15 protein-coding genes and 1 tRNA gene are annotated in these 15,917 nt (G+C 72.5%); 4 read left to right on the forward strand and 12 right to left on the reverse strand.

Going from position 1 to position 15,917, the window contains the following annotated elements; translation table 11 throughout:
- Positions 1 to 28: 28 nt before the first annotated feature.
- Positions 29 to 1,405, reverse strand: a complete 1,377-nt coding sequence (locus OG485_RS37285; RefSeq protein WP_328672994.1) for a glycoside hydrolase family 43 protein — start codon at positions 1,403 to 1,405, stop codon at positions 29 to 31.
- Positions 1,406 to 1,722: 317 nt separating this feature from the next.
- Between OG485_RS37285 and OG485_RS37290 the strand changes: the two genes are divergently transcribed.
- Positions 1,723 to 2,214 (forward strand): phosphatase domain-containing protein, encoded by a 492-nt coding sequence (locus tag OG485_RS37290; protein WP_328672995.1) that lies wholly within the window; start codon positions 1,723 to 1,725, stop codon positions 2,212 to 2,214.
- 42 nt (positions 2,215 to 2,256) lie between these two features.
- Here OG485_RS37290 and OG485_RS37295 read toward each other — a convergent pair whose 3' ends face one another.
- A complete protein-coding gene (locus OG485_RS37295) occupies positions 2,257 to 2,472 on the reverse strand; it encodes a dodecin (protein WP_328672996.1) in 216 nt (71 codons plus the stop codon).
- 327 nt (positions 2,473 to 2,799) lie between these two features.
- On the opposite strand from OG485_RS37295, the gene OG485_RS37300 reads away from it, so the two are divergent.
- Positions 2,800 to 3,573 (forward strand): cobalt-precorrin-6A reductase, encoded by a 774-nt coding sequence (locus OG485_RS37300; RefSeq protein ID WP_328672998.1) that lies wholly within the window; start codon positions 2,800 to 2,802, stop codon positions 3,571 to 3,573.
- Between the two features lie 178 nt (positions 3,574 to 3,751).
- On the opposite strand, the gene OG485_RS37305 is transcribed toward OG485_RS37300, so the two are convergent.
- The gene (locus OG485_RS37305) at positions 3,752 to 4,255 is read right to left on the reverse strand and encodes an N-acetyltransferase (protein WP_328673000.1); all 504 of its coding nucleotides are present in this window, start codon (positions 4,253 to 4,255) and stop codon (positions 3,752 to 3,754) included.
- A gap of 133 nt (positions 4,256 to 4,388) precedes the next feature.
- On the opposite strand from OG485_RS37305, the gene OG485_RS37310 reads away from it, so the two are divergent.
- Positions 4,389 to 4,463, forward strand: a tRNA-Trp gene (locus OG485_RS37310).
- Positions 4,464 to 4,803: 340 nt separating this feature from the next.
- On the opposite strand, the gene OG485_RS37315 is transcribed toward OG485_RS37310, so the two are convergent.
- From OG485_RS37315 to egtA, 5 genes are all read right to left on the reverse strand, one after another.
- Entirely contained in the window at positions 4,804 to 5,430 is a 627-nt protein-coding gene (locus OG485_RS37315) for a precorrin-8X methylmutase (RefSeq protein ID WP_328674797.1), read from the reverse strand.
- A 328-nt stretch (positions 5,431 to 5,758) separates the two neighbouring features.
- Positions 5,759 to 6,733 carry an L-histidine N(alpha)-methyltransferase gene (gene egtD / locus OG485_RS37320; RefSeq protein ID WP_328673001.1) on the reverse strand — a complete coding sequence of 325 codons (975 nt, stop codon included), beginning with the start codon at positions 6,731 to 6,733 and terminating at the stop codon, positions 5,759 to 5,761.
- Complete coding sequence (egtC, locus tag OG485_RS37325; protein WP_328673004.1) at positions 6,730 to 7,521, reverse strand: ergothioneine biosynthesis protein EgtC; 792 nt, start codon at positions 7,519 to 7,521, stop codon at positions 6,730 to 6,732. The genes egtD and egtC overlap by 4 nt, the downstream gene beginning before the upstream one ends.
- A complete protein-coding gene (egtB, locus tag OG485_RS37330; RefSeq protein WP_328673005.1) occupies positions 7,521 to 8,867 on the reverse strand; it encodes an ergothioneine biosynthesis protein EgtB in 1,347 nt (448 codons plus the stop codon). The genes egtC and egtB overlap by 1 nt, the downstream gene beginning before the upstream one ends.
- Entirely contained in the window at positions 8,864 to 10,201 is a 1,338-nt protein-coding gene (gene egtA / locus OG485_RS37335; protein WP_328673007.1) for an ergothioneine biosynthesis glutamate--cysteine ligase EgtA, read from the reverse strand. Before egtA ends, egtB begins: the two co-directional genes overlap by 4 nt.
- A gap of 257 nt (positions 10,202 to 10,458) precedes the next feature.
- Between egtA and OG485_RS37340 the strand changes: the two genes are divergently transcribed.
- A complete protein-coding gene (locus tag OG485_RS37340; protein ID WP_328673010.1) occupies positions 10,459 to 11,292 on the forward strand; it encodes a TIGR02452 family protein in 834 nt (277 codons plus the stop codon).
- Positions 11,293 to 11,705: 413 nt separating this feature from the next.
- On the opposite strand, the gene OG485_RS37345 is transcribed toward OG485_RS37340, so the two are convergent.
- From OG485_RS37345 to OG485_RS37360, 4 genes are all read right to left on the reverse strand, one after another.
- Positions 11,706 to 12,161 carry a type II toxin-antitoxin system PemK/MazF family toxin gene (locus tag OG485_RS37345; protein WP_328673012.1) on the reverse strand — a complete coding sequence of 152 codons (456 nt, stop codon included), beginning with the start codon at positions 12,159 to 12,161 and terminating at the stop codon, positions 11,706 to 11,708.
- A gap of 227 nt (positions 12,162 to 12,388) precedes the next feature.
- Positions 12,389 to 13,879, reverse strand: a complete 1,491-nt coding sequence (locus OG485_RS37350; protein ID WP_328673014.1) for an SPFH domain-containing protein — start codon at positions 13,877 to 13,879, stop codon at positions 12,389 to 12,391.
- 273 nt (positions 13,880 to 14,152) lie between these two features.
- Positions 14,153 to 14,371, reverse strand: coding sequence for a hypothetical protein (locus OG485_RS37355; protein ID WP_326784142.1), 219 nt, complete (start codon positions 14,369 to 14,371; stop codon positions 14,153 to 14,155).
- A 26-nt stretch (positions 14,372 to 14,397) separates the two neighbouring features.
- On the reverse strand, positions 14,398 to 15,822 hold the full coding sequence (locus OG485_RS37360; protein WP_328673018.1) for an amidase: 1,425 nt from the start codon (positions 15,820 to 15,822) through the stop codon (positions 14,398 to 14,400).
- Positions 15,823 to 15,917: the final 95 nt, after the last annotated feature.

The following is a 15,917-nucleotide window of genomic DNA, read 5'->3' on the forward strand; positions in this document are numbered from 1 at the left end:
GGGGTTGTCTCCTGAGGGTGAAGGGGCGTCAAGAACCGACCGAGAAGGTGGCGTCGGCCTTGTCGGTGGAGGTGGAGATCGGATCGATGCGCAGCACGTAGTTTGCGTGCCTCAGGTAACGGCTCGGGTTGTTGTGGGAGCGGAACGACGACCACGAGGTGTCGGCCAGACCCGCGGTCCGGTGGAACGTGGCGTCCTGGGCGAACGTCGTGGTCCCGTCGTCGATGTCGAGCGCCATCTGGTAGTTGCTGTGGCGCAGATAGCGCGTCGGGTAGTTGACCGAGCGGAACGAGACGCCCGCCGTGTCGGCGAGTCCGGGAACGAGCGTCCACTGCGAGTCCGGGTACGGGTCGAAGGGGTACTCGTCGATCCGGCCGACGTAGTTGGAGTGCCGGACGTAACGCGCCGGATGGTTGTAGGACTTGAGCCGGTTCCAGGCGGGGGCACCCCACTTGGTGAGGAGGCTGTCGTACTCCGTCGTGGTGATCGGCTGGATGCTCGCGTGCTTGGAGTTCAGCGGCTGTGTGTAGAGCCGCTGGTCGACCGCCGCCCAGGTGCCGCTCGCGAGATCGGCCGACTGCCAGGCGTAGAAGACCCCGTTGGGCGTGTAGGTGTCTCCCCAGAGGAACCAGGTCCCGGTCGACTGGGACCTGACGAGGATCGGGGCCTCGGTGCCGCCGTGGGCGACCGGTGTGCTGAACACGGTGAAGCTGCCGGGGTTCAGGGACGTCGACCTGGCGCCCACCAGCGTCTGGTCCTTCTTGAAATAGAGGTAGTTCACCCCGCCGACGCCCACGGCCAGATCGCCGTCGATCACGTCGTAGCCCGGGTCGAAGAAGACCTGCGCGGCCGACGCCGTCACGAAGTCGGACGTGTAGTTGACCATGATGACGTTGTGACCGCTGCCGTTGACCGCGGAGTAGATGATCCCGTATTGCCCCCGCCCCGCGTCCCAGTACGCCTCCGGCGCCCAGCTGTGGGTGGCCATGTCGTGCAGTTTCAGGCGCCGGTAGCCGCTGAAGGACCGCAGATCGGCGGAGTCCCAGACATGGATGTACTGGCTCTGCAGACTCCAGTCGGTGCCCTTGAGGTCGGTGGCGAGCACCACGAACGTGCCGTCCTGTCTGCGCAGGACGAACGGATCGCGCAGACCGCCGGTGCCGCCGGACGGGGTGACGACGGGCTTGTTCTGGTTCAGCGGTGTCCACTGCAGCGAGTCGGCGCTGACGGCCAGATGCAGGCCGTAGTCCGCTCCGTCGCCGTTCGGGGACTCGGTGAAGTACCCCATCACATAGGCGGTCCCGGCCGCCGCGCGGGCCGGGGCGCCGAGGGCGAAGGCGGCGGTGAGGCCGGCCATCGCCCCGAGGGCGACCCGCCGGGAGGGCTGAAGGGGCCTGTCGTTCATGCCGGTCTCCTCGGTGTTCGTGCGAGGCGCCGCAACACACCCGGGCCGGGGGCCCGGTGGCTCGGTGGTGTGTACGCGGACGCCTCAGCAGGCGGAAGCCGGCCACGCCGTCCGGCTCGGGACGTCGACGGAGCCGACTCGGTTCGACATACCGAATGCTGTGCGACATGCTGTGCGAGGCATTACGGTAAGGGCTTGCCGGTGGTGTGAACAGGGCCTGGAGAGACGGAAGTTGAGCGTGTTCACGCCGCTTCGCGGTCCCGGGGCGGGGTGTTGTGGCCGGCCCGTTGTCGGAGTCGCTGTCTAGGCTGGTCCGCGTGAAGGATCAGAGCAGCAGACCACTCGCCGTGTTCGATCTCGACGGCACCCTCGCGGACACCGCGCACCGGCAGCGGTTCCTGGAGCGCTCGCCGCGGGACTGGGCAGGGTTCTTCGCGGCGGCGTCCGAGGATCCGCCGCTCGCGGAGGGCGTCGCGCTCGCGCTGAGCAGTGCGCGGGAGTGCGAGGTCGTCTATCTGACCGGCCGCCCCGAGCGGTGCCGGCGGGCGACCGTGGAGTGGCTGGCCGGGCACGGTCTGCCCGAGGGGCGCATCTGGATGCGGCGCAACGACGACCGCAGGCCCGCCCGCCGCACCAAACTGGAGATCCTTCGCCGGCTGGCCCGTGACCGGGAGGTCCGCGTCCTCGTCGACGACGACGAGTTCGTGTGCGAGGAGGCGGAGCGGGCCGGCTTCACGGTCGTACGGGCACGGTGGGCCGCCGCGTCGGCGGCACTGAAGGACGCGCAGGAGCGGGAGGGGCGGACCTGAGGGTTCTCGGCGGGTCCGGTGGACCCGTGGGACGCGGGTCGGTCAGTCGGCGTCCTCCAGCCGGAAACCGAGCTTCAGACCGACCTGGTAGTGCTCGATCCGTCCGTCCTCGATCTGGCCCCTGACCTGCGTGACCTCGAACCAGTCGAGGTTGCGCAGGGTCTGCGAGGCCCGGGTGACCCCGTTGCGAATGGCCTGGTCGACGCCTTCGTGAGAGGTCCCGACGATCTCGGTGACCCGGTAGGTGTGCTCGGACATGCGGCTGCTCCTCTCCGCCGTGGCGGGAGTGCCAGGCGTGATTCCACGGTGCCCCACCGGGTGGCGCTCCGCGAGACGGCGGGGTGTCCCGGGTGATGCGGGGGCGTCCGGGACCGGCGGGGACCGTACGGCGTGGGCGGTGTCCGGGGTCGGCTCCGCGGGCCGGCCGGGCCCGTACGCCGTGACCGATCACGTCGGCCTCTCCCGCGTCCGCGCGACCACCGGGGGCGGATCCGACCCCGGGCCGCGGTGTGCTTGGGTTGGGCCCTGCGACCGCCCCGCGGCCGCGCTGCCCACGCCTCACCCCGCGGAAGGGACCCGGACGTCGTGCACGTACTGATCCTGGGTGGTACGACCGAGGCCCGACGTCTCGCCGAGAGCCTGGCGGCGGGGACGCCTGCCGGCCTCAGGGTGACGAGCTCGCTGGCCGGACGCGTGGGCGCGCCCCGGCTGCCGCCCGGCGAGGTGCGCGTCGGCGGCTTCGGCGGTGCGGAAGGGCTGGCGCGGTGGCTGGGCGAGCACGCGGTGGACGCGGTCGTCGACGCCACGCATCCGTTCGCCGGAACCATCAGTTCCAACGCGGCCGCGGCGGCGGCCGCCACCGGGGTTCCCCTGCTCGTCCTGCGGCGCCCCGGCTGGGTGCCGGTCGCGGGCGACGTCTGGCACGAGACCGGGACCTTGGAGGAGGCAGCCGGACTCCTGCCCTCACTGGGCCGCAGGGTGTTCCTCACCACGGGCCGGCTGGGTCTTGCGGCCTTCGCGGCTCTGGAGGACCTGTGGTTCCTCGTACGCTCCGTGGACGCGCCGCAGGCTCCGGCTCCGCCCCGCATGGAGGTGCTGCTGGACCGAGGCCCCTTCACGCCAGAGGGGGAACGGGAACTGCTCCGGCGCCACGCCGTCGACGTCGTGGTGACGAAGGACAGCGGCGGACAGGCCACCGCACCGAAACTGACCGCGGCCCGTGAGGCGGGACTGCCCGTGGTCGTGGTGCGCAGACCACCGGTGCCGCCCGGGGTCCCGATCGTGCCCGACCCGGCGGCGGCGGCCGCCTGGATCTCGGCACGGCTCCACCGAGGCGGCACGCCCCCGGATCCCGACTGACCTCCACGGATCGCTGAGTGGTTGTTGCCATTGAGGGCCTGATGGCTGTGTTACGGCTCCGGCAGGGTCCGCCGACGTGCCAGGAAGTGGCCGCCTGCTTCGTCCGGGACCCGGTGCCGAGGAAGGTGGCAGCACCGCGTGATCGACAGGCTTCGAGATCGGTACGGGCAGCAACCACTTACGCGTCGGGATGCTCCGGCAGGGCGAGCCAGTCCGACCAGGAGATCTCGCGGCCGAGGAAGCGCGGCTGCTCGAACGGCCAGTCGGCGGCGATCCACCGCGGCACCAGCGCGTCGAGGGCCTGCTCGACCTCGCTGCCCACCAGCTCGTCCACCACCCACCAGGAGATCTCGCCGTCCGCGCCGGCCCTTTCCGGTGGGTCGATGTAGACGCAGCCGAGCAGAGCTGTCTCCGCCGCGTCGAACAGCGCGTAGTTGAAGGACAGGTGTGCGGCGATCTCCTTCTCGTGCCGCAACAGGTCGGCCTGGTCGGCCTCGTAGGTCATGGTGGCCGCGGGCCAGCCCCAGGCCGGGCCGAAGATGGTCCACAGCCGCTCGCGCGAACCCGTCACCGCCGGATAGTCGAGCGGGGTGTCCGCCTCCCGGATCGGCCGCAGGTGATGACCACCGCCCGGCAGCGGTACCAGGACGGGGTGGACGAAGTCTTCGGGGAGCCAGCTCATGGCGCCCGACCGTAGCAGCGCACGGCCGTCCGTTCCCCTGGATTTTCCTCCATGACCGGTACGGCAACGGCTTCTGACGAAGAGCGCCTGTACGTCGCGCACATGACCGGCGGGGCTAGGATCCCAGTCGGGCGAAGTCGTAGCGCAGAGGTCGTCGCGCGCGGTCTCCAAAACCGCGAGGACGCCGGTTCGAATCCGGCCGGCTTCGTCCGCCCCAGCTGCGGCGTCCATACGTACGTCCCAAGGCCAACATCCCCGTCAGCCGTTTTCGAGCGGGGAGACCAGCGCGTAGTGGCGAACGGCTGTGAACACCTTTGGCTCGGGAAGGTTCAGCGCTTCCATGGCGGCCGAGGCGGTTTCGTGACGTTCCCCGTACGACGCCGACGAACGGCAGCGGACGTGCTCGGACACCCATGAGCCATCGCAGCAGTTGAGGGCAGCAACAGCTCAGGGTCCTGGTCCTGTCCAAGTACCTTCCGACGGAGCAGTTGCTCAGGCCTCCTAGCCGTCAGTGGCAAGGTGACCTCGACGCCGCGTGGGCCCCTCGGTCATTCCTCCTCGCTCGCGATCGCGTTGATCGCGGCCGCTGCCATGGCGCTGCCGCCCCTGCGGCCCCGTACGACCAAGTGGTCGAGGCCGGAGGGGTGTTCGTTCAGAGCCTGCTTCGACTCGGCGGCGCCGACGAAGCCGACGGGCACGCCGATGACCGCGGCGGGGCGCGGCGCGCCCTCCTCGATCATCTCCAGGAGGCGGAACAGCGCGGTGGGAGCGTTGCCTACGGCCACCACGGCGCCGTCCAGGCGGTCGCGCCACAGCTCCAGGGCGGCCGCGCTGCGCGTGGTGCCCAGTTCCGCCGCCAGGTCCGGCACCGACGGGTCGGAGAGCGTGCAGATCACGTCGTTGTCCGCGGGCAGCCGTTTGCGCGTGATCCCGCTCGCGACCATGGAGACGTCACACAGGACGGGCGCGCCCGAACGCAGGGCTTCGCGGGCGCGGGCCACCACGCGGGGTGTGTAGGCGAGGTCGCGGACGAGGTCCACCATGCCGCAGGCGTGGATCATCCGGACCGCGACCTGGCTGACATCGGCGGGCAGGGCCGCGAGATCCGCTTCCGCGCGGATGGTGGCAAAGGACTCGCGGTAGATGGCCGCGCCGTCCTTCTCGTACTCGAACACTGTCTTCTCGCTCATCCGTCGACGTCGTTCCGGGCGCGTGCCCGGGCCGGGACCGGCCGGCCGGAGGACGCGGGCACGGGCGCGAGCATACCGATCTCGACCAGAACAGCGATTCCGTCGAGGCTGGTCAGGCCGGGATGGACGGCCGGTTCGTGGCCGGAGGACGAGTCGTGGGCCGGGGCCGGCGGCCCCGGCCCAGGCCCCGTTGTGCAGCCTGGGCCGGGCGGTCCCGCGGGACCTGCCGGCCGGGGATCCGGGCTCGGCCGTGGTCGACGTGGGAGCAGGTTCCTTTTCCGGGAGGCGCGGGAAGGCGCGGGAAGGCGCAGCCTTACGGCGAGTTCTCCACCGCCTCGCTCAGCGACAGCGCGAACCGGCCCTCCGCGTCCGTCCACCAGTGGGACAGACCGAAGCCCGCCGCGGCCAGTTCACCGCGGACACCGTCCTGGCGGAACTTCGCCGAGATCTCGGTGCGGATCTCCTCGCCTTCCGTGAGGTGGACCGCCAGATCCAGTGCCGGGACCTTCACGGTCTGCGTGACGCGCGAGCGCAGCCGCATCTCGATCCACTCGTTCTCGGGGTCCCACAGCGCCACGTGATCGAACGCGTCGAGGTCGAAGTCGGCACCGAGTTCGCGGTTGACGACGCTCAGCACGTTCTTGTTGAACGCCGCCGTGACCCCGGCCGCGTCGTCGTAGGCGGTGACGAGCACCGACGCGTCCTTGACCAGGTCGGTGCCGAGCAGCAGGGCGTCGCCGGGCGACAGCAGTGACCGTACGGACGCCAGGAACGTCGCGCGCTCGGCGGGCAGCAGATTGCCGATCGTGCCGCCGAGAAAGGCCACGAGCCGCGGCCCGGGGGTGGCCGGGAGCGCGAGACCGCCGGTGAAGTCGGCGATCATCGCGTGGACGTTCAGGCCGGGCCGCTCGGCGATCAGCGCGTGACCGGCCTGGGTGAGCGCGCTCTCACTGACGTCCACGGGCACGTACGTGTGCAGGTCCGGCATCGCGTCGAGCAGATGGCGGGTCTTCTCCGAAGATCCCGAACCCAGCTCGACGAGCGTGCGCGCACCGCTCGCCGCGGCGATCTCGGCGGCCCGCGCCAGCAGGATCTCGCGTTCCGCGCGCGTCGGGTAGTACTCGGGGAGTTCGGTGATCTTCTCGAACAGCGCGCTGCCGTGGGCGTCGTAGAACCACTTCGGCGGCAGGGTCTTGGGCAGGTGTCCGAGGCCGAGCAGGACATCGGCGCGCAGTGCCGCGTCCGTGGCGTCCTCGGGAAGGGTGCGGGTCAACAGGAACGGACTCACGTACGGGGCTCCTTGTGCTGTGCGGATGCCATGTCGTCGCTCATGTCCTTGAGCGGGGTGAGCAGTACCTCGGTGCGGTTCGCGGTGAGAAGGGTGCGGTCGGGGACCTCCCGCCACAGCGGGTCGTCGTCGTACGGCTCGGAGGCCACGACGGTGCGGCGGCCGGGCTCGGTCAGGTACCAGAGGGTGTCGCCCCAGGCGGTCGCGGTGATCGTCCCGCCGTTGGTGAGCAGCAGGTTGAGCCGGGACCCGGGGGCCGCCTCGGCGACCTCCAGGACGGTGTCGGCCAGTGCCTGGCCCTCCTCGTCGCCGGCGAGCAGCCGGCGCAGGACCAGGGCCCACACGAACGCCGAGTCGCACCGGGCCTCCAGTGACAGCAACTCGGCCGGAGGCAGGCCCGCCACGAGCGGGGCGAGGGTGTCGGGCCAGCCGCGGACGGCGCCGTTGTGGCTGAACAGCCAGGGGCCCGCGGTGTACGGCGCCGCCGCGGCCTCCCCGTCCGCGCCCGCCACGGTCGCGTCCCGCACCGCGGCGAGCAACGCGCGTGTCCCGATCACCCGGGCCAGGTCCGCGAACGACTGGTCGCCCCAGATCGGACCGGCGCGCCGGTAGCGGGCCGGCGCCGGGTCCCCCTCGGCGTACCAACCCACCCCGAAACCATCGGCGTTGACGGTCCCGTAGCGCTGGCTCCGGGGCGCCCACGACTGCCGGTACAGGCTGTGCTCCGGTGTCACGAGGAGCGCGCCGAGCCTCTCCTCGCTTCCCAGGAACGCCAGATGACGGCACATCAGGCGTCCTCGCCGCGGGCCGTGCGGAACCCGCAGAAGATCTGCCGCCGGATCGGATGGTCCCAGTTGCGGAACGTGCCCCGGCAGGCCACCTTGTCCACGGCGAAGGAGCCGCCGCGCAGCACCTTGTACTCAGGGCCGAAGAACACCTCCGAGTACTCCCGGTAGGGGAACGCGACGAACCCGGGGTAGGGCTCCAGATCGCTCGACGTCCACTCCCACACATCGCCGATCAACTGCCGTACACCGAGCGGCGAGGCGCCCGCCGGATAGCTGCCCGCCGGGGCCGGGCGCAGATGGCGCTGGCCCAGATTGGCGTGGACCGGCGTGGGGTCCTCGTCGCCCCACGGGTAGCGCGTGGAGCGACCGGACACCGGGTCGTGGCGGGCCGCCTTCTCCCACTCGGCCTCGGTGGGCAGCCGCCGCCCCGCCCAGCGCGCGTACGCGTCGGCCTCGTACCAGCACACGTGCAGCACCGGCTCCTGGGGCGGCACGGCCTCCGTCACCCCGAAACGGCGCCGCAGCCACTGACCTCCCTCGCGCCGCCAGAACAGCGGCGCCTCGATGCCGTGCGCGCGGATGTGGTCCCAGCCCGCGGGAGTCCACCAGCGCTCCTCGCCGTAGCCGCCGTCCTCGATGAAGGCCTGGTAGGCGGCGTTGGTGACCGGAGTGGTGTCGATGAAGAACGACGGGACCGTGCGCCGGTGCGCGGGGCGCTCGTTGTCGAGCGCCCACGGTTCGGTGGAGGTGCCCATCACGAACGGCCCCCCGGGCACCAGGACTTCGGCGGGTCCGGTGAACGGCGCGGCGGGCTCGGGGTCGGGTGCCGTGAGGGCGGCGGGCCCCCGGCGGAGCTGATGGGTGATCAGCATGGTCTCGTCGTGCTGCTGTTCGTGCTGCGCGATCATGCCGAACGCGAAGCCCGACTCGGTCAGCCGGGCGCCCTCGAACGGGGCTCTCTCCAGGACGTCCAGCGCCCGGCCGCGCACCTCGGCCGCGTACGTACGGGCTTCGGCGGGCGGCAGCAGCGGCAGGGAGGGCCGTTCGGAGCGTGCGTGCTCGAACGCGTCGTAGAGCCCGTCTATCTCGGGCCGCATCGCCTCGCGCCCGGCGACCGCCCGCAGCAGCCACAGTTCCTCCTGGTTGCCGATGTGCGCGAGGTCCCAGACGAGCGGGGACATCAACGGCGAGTGCTGCGCGGTCAGATCGGGGTCCTCCACGCAGGAGGTGAGCAGGGCGGTGCGGTCGCGGGCGGTGGTGAGCGCGTCCAGCGCGCGCTGCCGGAGCGACTCCGGATCCGTGCGCGGACCGGAAGCGGTCGTGTCGGAAGCGGTCGTGCCGGTCATGTGTTCATGTCCTTCCCGTCGGACAGGCCCTGGCGGGGGCCGGCCGGGCGCCGCCCGGGCCGGCCGTCGTGGTGTGACGCGGCCGCACCGACCAGGTCGTCGGCGGGGCAGCGGCCCCGGGCCACGTAGCGTTCGGTGAACTCGGCCACCGCGTCGAGCACTTCGGAGGTGGCGCCGAGCCGGGGCAGCGCCTCCGACGCCGCCGCGAAACAGACCGCCGCGGCCTCGCGCAGCTCCGGATCGGCGAGGCCGAACCGCGCCGCGTCCTGCCACAGCGGGTTGCGCGGCGCCGGTGCCGGTCCGGCCCGCTCCGCGAGAGGCTTGACGGTCCGGTAGGCGGTCTCGGCGGCGTCCCGGTCGTCGAACAGCGCCGCCGTCACCGCGAGCGGCACGATCCAGCCGTCCTCGCCCGGCTGCGCGTCGATCATGCGGAGCTCCAGATGACCGCGCGGCCGGACCGGCGGGAACAGCGTGGTCATGTGGTAGGCGAGGTCCTCCCGGTCCGGTGGCGCGGCGGACCGCGTCCAGTCCCGGAAACTGAGCGCCTCCGGGACCTCCCAGGGACCCTCGGGTGCCCGTACGCACATCACCGGCGCGTCCAGCACGCGCCGTGCCCAGGCCGCGCGGGGATCGCCGTCCAGGGGCGGTGCGTCGGTGCGTCCGGGGTCCATCGACGCCCACAGGGACTGGCGGGTGGACCGCCAGCCCGTGTGCCGTCCGCGGGCCATCGGCGAGTGGGCGAACGCGGCGACCAGGACCGCGCCGAGCTGGTGGGCCAGCCACCAGCGGCGCCCGTGCCCGAGCGGGCCCGGCTCCTCGTACCCGGCGTCCACGCACACCTGGACCGAGGCCGAGGTGCACATCATGGCGCGGCCCTCGGGACCCGCGCGGTCGAGATAACGCTCCATGGCGTCGTACCTGGGCTCATGGAGATAGCGGCTCGGGGGGTTCCAGGGATCCTGGCCGAAACCACTGAGGCCGAGGCCCGCCTCGCGCAAGGTGGCGCGTACGGCGTCGAGGTCGGCCGAGACGGATCCCACGCACTCCATCAGGGAGCCGGCGGGGGCGGAGCTGAGCTCCAGCTGTCCACCGGGTTCGACGGTGAGCGCCGAACGCAGGGGCAGGGTCCGCAGCGCGGCATAGGCCGCTTCGAGTCGTTCGGGTGTCACGCGGAGCCGGGGCCCGCGCAGCTCGTGGACGAGCCATTCCACCTCGACACCGAGGAGGCGGGGCGGACCGGTCTTGAAGCAGATGCCACGGACCAGTGCTTCCACCTCGGCCTCGGTGACATGGGAGCGTCGTCGCTCCGTACAGTCACTCACCGAATCGGACATGTCGGGATCCTCCTGAGATTCCACCATGCCGCCGGCCCGGGGTCTGGTGGGCCGGACCGACAATGACCGTTCCACCCAAGACCCTCTCGGCGGTTCGCACAAGGGTGCAAATCATTTCTTTGGGGACCGGGAAGCACTCTTGTGAGGGGCCGCGAAACTCTGTTGCGCCGCACGACCAGCATCGCTCACGATGCGTTCATGGGCACGACGGGGGAGCGTAAGCAGGCCGCGCCCGTGGCGCGTACGGGGGTGGCGCCATGAGCGCGCGCCTGCGTGCGATCGCCCGGGAGACCGAGGAGATCGTGGCGGCCGGCGGCTACCGCGGTCCCTCCGGGGACGCGGTGTCCGTCGCCGCCGCGGTCGAGGCGGCGCGGGACGGGACACTGATGCACGGACCGGAACCGGTGGAGATACCGTCGGTGACGCCGGTCGTGACCTCCTTCGAGGTCACCGGCGAGAGCAGCCTGGAGGCGGCCCGCCGGCTGGTCTCCGGGGGCGGGGATCCGGTCGCCGTGCTGAACTTCTCCTCGGCGCGCAATCCCGGCGGCGGCTATCTGAACGGTGCGCAGGCCCAGGAAGAGGCCCTGTGCCGGGCCTCCGCGCTGTACACCTGTCTGCTGCGGGCCCGGGGTTTCTACGACCATCACCGCGCCCACCGTGACGCGTTCTACACGGACCGTGTCATTCACTCTCCCGGCGTACCGGTGTTCCGGGACGACCGCGGCCGGCTCCTCGACGAGCCGTTCCCGGCCGGTTTCCTGACCGCGGCGGCCCCGAACGCCGGAGTCGTCCTGCGGACCGCCCCGGGGCGGGCGGCCGACCTGCCGGGCGCGCTGGCGATCCGTGCCGAACGCGTCCTGGAGACGGCCGCCGCGCACGGCTACCGCCGCCTGGTTCTCGGAGCCTGGGGCTGCGGGGTCTTCCGGAACGATCCCGAGCAGGTGGCGCGGGCCTTCCGCGGAGTGCTGGCCGGAGGCCGCCTGGAGGGGTACTTCGACCAGGTGGTGTTCGGCATCCTGGACCGCACACCGGGCCGGACCACACGCCAGGCGTTCGACCGGGTGTTCGCATCCGAGCTCCTGGGAGCGTGAAGGCCCGCACTCACGCCGGTCCGGGCACCTCGCGGCCCGTGCGGCGCGCCCCGCTGCCCGGCACCCAGACCTGAGGACCCGAGCCCCGCGCCCGGCCGACGCCCTCGCGCCCGGCGCCGCCTACGCACCCACGCTCTGCTGCCCGCGCCGCCTGGCGGTCCGGGCCGCTCGCCCGGTGTCCCCCGACCCTCGCGGCGCGTGCCTCGCCGCCCCGCGGAGGCGGAGCCCCGGCACCTGGGAGAGGCGGAGCCCCGGCACCCGGCTGCCCGCGCCGCCTGGCGGTCCGGGCCCTCGCTCGCCGCCCCCCGAGCCTCGCTTCCCGGGCCTCGCCGCCCGCGGAGGCGGGGCCCGGGCACCCGGAGGAGGCGGAGCTCCGGCTGACGGCGGCCCGCGCCGCCGTCAACGGGCGGGGCTCAGCGCCAGCCGTACCGCTCCCGCAGCCGGTGGACCACGGAATTGAAACGCATCCGGTCCAGCGCGCACGCCTCCCGCCGCATCCCGTCCTCGTGCAGTCGCAGCACGCGGTCCACGTTCACCCAGGAGTCGCGCCCGGTCCGGTCCCACGGACCGCTGCCGATCGCCACCCACTCGCGGTCGCCGTTGTGCGCCTTGCTGGAGAGCTGGACGGCGAGCAGCGTGCCCGCGACCTCCCGGGCCACGACCAGCACCGGGCGGTCCTTGCCCCGGCCGTCGTTCTCCTCGAAGGGCACCCACGTCCAGACGATCTCACCGGGATCGGGGTCGCCGTCGTGGGCGGGGGAGTACTCGGTCTTCACGGGGCCGACCTTGCGGGGCTCGGCCTCGGTGGTCGCGGACGGGCCGTAGCGGCCGGGGACGTCTTCTTCGGTGTCATCGGTAAAGGCAGTCACGCGGGCCACCGTAGAACGTGCCTGCCAGGTCGGGGCGGGCGGGTCCGGAGCCGGACGGCTTCGCGCGTGCCGGAGGGCGCGGGCCGACTCCCCGCACCTCTTCTGCCGTACGGCGACCGGCGAGCCGGTGGAACGGCGCGGGCGTACGGGGGCTGTGGCCCAACTCCCGTACGCCCGGACCCTGCTGACCGGAACCCCTGGTGCCTGTGCCCCTCAGCGCGCCGGCCTCACCCCTCGTCCTTCTCCACGGGCACCTTCTCGCTGACCGGAGCCGCGACCCCGTTGAGTTCCGCGGTCGGGTGCTTGGCCGGGCTCCCCTCCGGGTTCATCGAGGAGAGCAACTGGCGTGCCAGGCCCAGGCCGGTGCCGCCCATGGTGAGCGCCTTGGCGAACAGGTCCGACATGCCGTCGGCGCCGTTGAGCAGCACCATGTGATCCACGTTGCCGAACGCGCTCGCGCCCGCCTGGACGATCTCCGGCCAGTTCTCGGCGAGTTGCTGGGCGACGACCGCTTCCTGGTTCTCGGCGAGCGCGGCGGCGCGGGCCTGGATGGCCTCCGCCTCCGCGAGACCCTGGGCCCGGGTCGCCGCGGCCGCCGCGAGGCCCTTGGCCTGCGCGGCCGCGGCCTCGGCCTCACCGGTGGCGCGGGTCGCCGTCGCGGCGGCCGCACCCCGTGCCTTGGTCGCCTCGGCCTCGGCGTTGGCGGCCGTCTTGACCCGGGTCGCCTCCGCCGCGGCGGCGAGTTCGGTCTCCCTGGCCTTGGCCTGCGCCGCCGAGATCCGCGCGTCACGCTCGGCCTCGGCCCGCGCCCGGATCTCGTACGCCCGGGCGTCCGCCGGCTTGCGGACGTCCGCCTGGAGCTGCTGCTCGCGGCGGTGCGCCTCCAGTTCGGCGACGCGTGTCTCCTGGACGACGACATCCTGCTGGGCGGCGGCCGCCGCGAGCGGGCCGGCCATCTGGGCCGTCGCCGCCGCCTTGTCCCGCTCGGCCTGGTAACCGGCCTGCTGGATCTCGCTGTCCCGGGTCGCCTCCGACATCCGGGCCGCGGCCTTCTGCTCGGCCTCGGTGGCGAGACGGTTCGCCTCCGCCTGCGCGATGCGCGCGTCCCGCTGCACGGCGGCGGCGTGCGGCATCGCGAGGTTCTTGATGTACCCGGTCGGGTCCTCGATCTCGTGGATCTGCAGCGAGTCGACGATCAGACCGAGCTTCTCCATCTCCGTGCCGCAAGCGGCTCGGGTCTGGCCGGTCAGCTTCTCCCGGTCGCGGATCATGTCCTCGACGGTCAACCCGCCGACGATGGACCGCAGATGACCGGCGAACACGTTGTGCACCCGCTCGGCCATCATCTTCTGCTGGTCGAGGAAGCGACGCCCCGCGTTGGCGATCGACACGAAGTCGTCGCCCACCTTGAAGATGACCACGCCTCGCACCCTCAGCGGAATGCCCTGGGTGGTCACGCAGTCCACGTGCAGCTCGGTCTCGTTGAGGTCGAGCGAGATCTTCCGCACCGCCTGCACACCGGGGAGTACCAGCGTGCCGCGCCCCGTCACGATGCGGAATCCCATGCCGTCTTCGAGACCTTCGGTCCGATGCTTCGAACCGGAGATGATCAGCGCTTCGTTGGGCTCCGCAACACGCCACATAAGCTTGAAGATCACAACGAAGATGACCAGTGCGAGGACAACCGCCCCCGCCACGACGCCGACAACCATCGGCATACGCCCCCTTTTGATGGTGCCCTTTCGGCACCGAACGAACGGGAGTGTGCTCCTCGCCAACACCGGAATACAGAGGTGCGCGAATCCTTGTTGCGTTCTTGACGCATACGGTTCTCACCTGGGACGAGGGCAGCTCAACTGTCGTACGGCAGAAGCGAGTTCGCCGGGCCGTTCGGGCGCCGTTCGACGGACTCCGCGGGGTCGCCGGTGGCGCCGCGGGCCGGACAGGGGCCGCTGGCGGCCGCAGGGCCGCAAGTAGGCGGCGGAGCGCTCTCAGCCGTCGTACGCGGCCGAGACGTACACCGTGCGCGGCGGCAGGTACTCCACCACCATCACCACCGTGCCCCGCTCGATACGGTCCTGCGGCGCGGCCGGGTACGCGAGGAAGTGCTCGGCGCCGCCGCGCACCTTGACGATCACCTCACCGACGAGCCCGGGTCCGACCGTGCCGGTGACCCGTCCCATCAAACCGACCATCGAGGCATCGTCCATGGGCACAGGGTAGAGCCGGAACTCGCCTACGCGGCCGGGGAGTCCGCGACGGCTTCGTACGAAGGCCACCATTCGTGCCAGCGCAGGTCCGCCTCCAGTTGCGCGGCCAGCGACACCAGCAGCGGCTCGCTGTTTGCCGGGCCGAGCAACTGCGCGCCGACCGGGAGGCCTTCGCCGACGAAGCCCGCGGGGACGTTGACGCCCGGCCAGCCGAGGATGTTCCACGGCCAGGCGTAGGGACAGGCCGCGATCATGGCGCGGTCGGTGCGCAGACCGCTCAGGCCGAGCATCGCGCCGACGGGCGGCGGGGGAGCGGCGGTCGTCGGCGCGAGCACCACGTCGTAGGTGTCGAACAGCGCGCCGACGCGCCGTTGCAGCGTGGCCTCGGCCCGGCGGGCCGCCCGCAGCGGCGCGCCGCCGAGCAGCCGGCCGAGGCGAGCCGCGCCGTGGGTGCGCCGGTCGAGCAGCTCGGGGAACGGCACGTCGCGTACGTGTTCCGCGATGCCGGCCGTGGCGCGCGGGACGAAGGTGAGCCCGATCCGCCCGTAGCGCGGATCGGCCTCCTCCACCGTGTGCCCGAGCGCGGCGAGCCGCTCCGCGAGGGCGAGGACCTTCGCCCGTACGGCGGGGTCGAGCCGCGCGGGCAGCGCGGTGAAGGGCGGTTTCAGCGACAGCGCGATACGCAGCCGGCCCGGGTCACGGCCCACGGCGTCGTGGACGCGCAGCGCGGCGGGCCGGTGCAGATCGCCCGCGTGGCTGCCGCTCGCCGCGTCCAGCAGCAGGGCCGCGTCCGCGACCGTGCGGGCGAGCGTGCCGTTGACCGTGATGCCGTGGAAGGACTCCGGGCGCGGCCAGGTCGAGATCCGGCCGCGCTGCGGCTTGATGCCGACCAGATGGGTCCAGGCGGCCGGGATGCGTACCGAGCCCGCCCCGTCCGAGCCCAGCGCCGCGGGCACCAGGCCCGCGGCCACGGCGGCCGCGGAGCCCCCGGACGAGCCGCCCGGGGTGTGCCCGTGGTGCCAGGGATTGCGGGTCGCGCCGAAGGCGGGGCCCTCCGTGAAGGGCCACTGGCCCAGCTCGCAGGTGTTGGTCTTGCCGACCACGACGGCCCCGGCCAGGCGCAGCCGGCGGACCGCCTCGCCGTCCTCGGACACCGGCGGGAACTCCCCCGGGCAGCCGAACGCGGTCGGCTGGCCCGCCACGTCCATGTCGTCCTTGACCGCGACCGGCACTCCGAGCAGCGGCCTCCGCCCGCCCGCGGCCAGCTCCGCGTCCGCCGCGTCGGCCTCCGCGAGCGCGGCCTCGGCGCGCACCAGCCGGAAGGCGTTCACCGTGGACCGGGCCGCCTCGATCCGGGCGAGCGCCCGCTCGACCAGCTCGCGCGAACTCACCTCGCCCGCGGCCAGCGCACGCGCGCTCTCCGTCAGTCCTGGGGCACGGTCGGGAGCCATCCCGGTCACCTCCGAAGCGATCGTCTACTGAACGGTAACCTCTGGGTCGGCGTGGCGGTACTGGGCAGTCAACCCCCTTTACGGAGGCGGGAGTT

The sequence above is a fragment of the Streptomyces sp. NBC_00328 genome (assembly GCF_036139655.1).
Taxonomy (GTDB): domain Bacteria; phylum Actinomycetota; class Actinomycetes; order Streptomycetales; family Streptomycetaceae; genus Streptomyces.

Excerpts from the sequence above, each read along its gene's own strand:
- OG485_RS37285 (WP_328672994.1), bottom strand. The coding sequence starts at position 1,405 with ATGAACGACAGGCCCCTTCAGCCCTCCCGGCGGGTCGCCCTCGGGGCG.
- OG485_RS37295 (WP_328672996.1), bottom strand. The coding sequence starts at position 2,472 with ATGTCCGAGCACACCTACCGGGTCACCGAGATCGTCGGGACCTCTCAC.
- OG485_RS37305 (WP_328673000.1), bottom strand. The coding sequence starts at position 4,255 with ATGAGCTGGCTCCCCGAAGACTTCGTCCACCCCGTCCTGGTACCGCTG.
- egtC (WP_328673004.1), bottom strand. The coding sequence starts at position 7,521 with ATGTGCCGTCATCTGGCGTTCCTGGGAAGCGAGGAGAGGCTCGGCGCG.
- egtB (WP_328673005.1), bottom strand. The coding sequence starts at position 8,867 with ATGACCGGCACGACCGCTTCCGACACGACCGCTTCCGGTCCGCGCACG.
- egtA (WP_328673007.1), bottom strand. The coding sequence starts at position 10,201 with ATGTCCGATTCGGTGAGTGACTGTACGGAGCGACGACGCTCCCATGTC.
- OG485_RS37340 (WP_328673010.1), top strand. The coding sequence starts at position 10,459 with ATGAGCGCGCGCCTGCGTGCGATCGCCCGGGAGACCGAGGAGATCGTG.
- OG485_RS37350 (WP_328673014.1), bottom strand. The coding sequence starts at position 13,879 with ATGCCGATGGTTGTCGGCGTCGTGGCGGGGGCGGTTGTCCTCGCACTG.
- OG485_RS37355 (WP_326784142.1), bottom strand. The coding sequence starts at position 14,371 with ATGGACGATGCCTCGATGGTCGGTTTGATGGGACGGGTCACCGGCACG.
- OG485_RS37360 (WP_328673018.1), bottom strand. The coding sequence starts at position 15,822 with ATGGCTCCCGACCGTGCCCCAGGACTGACGGAGAGCGCGCGTGCGCTG.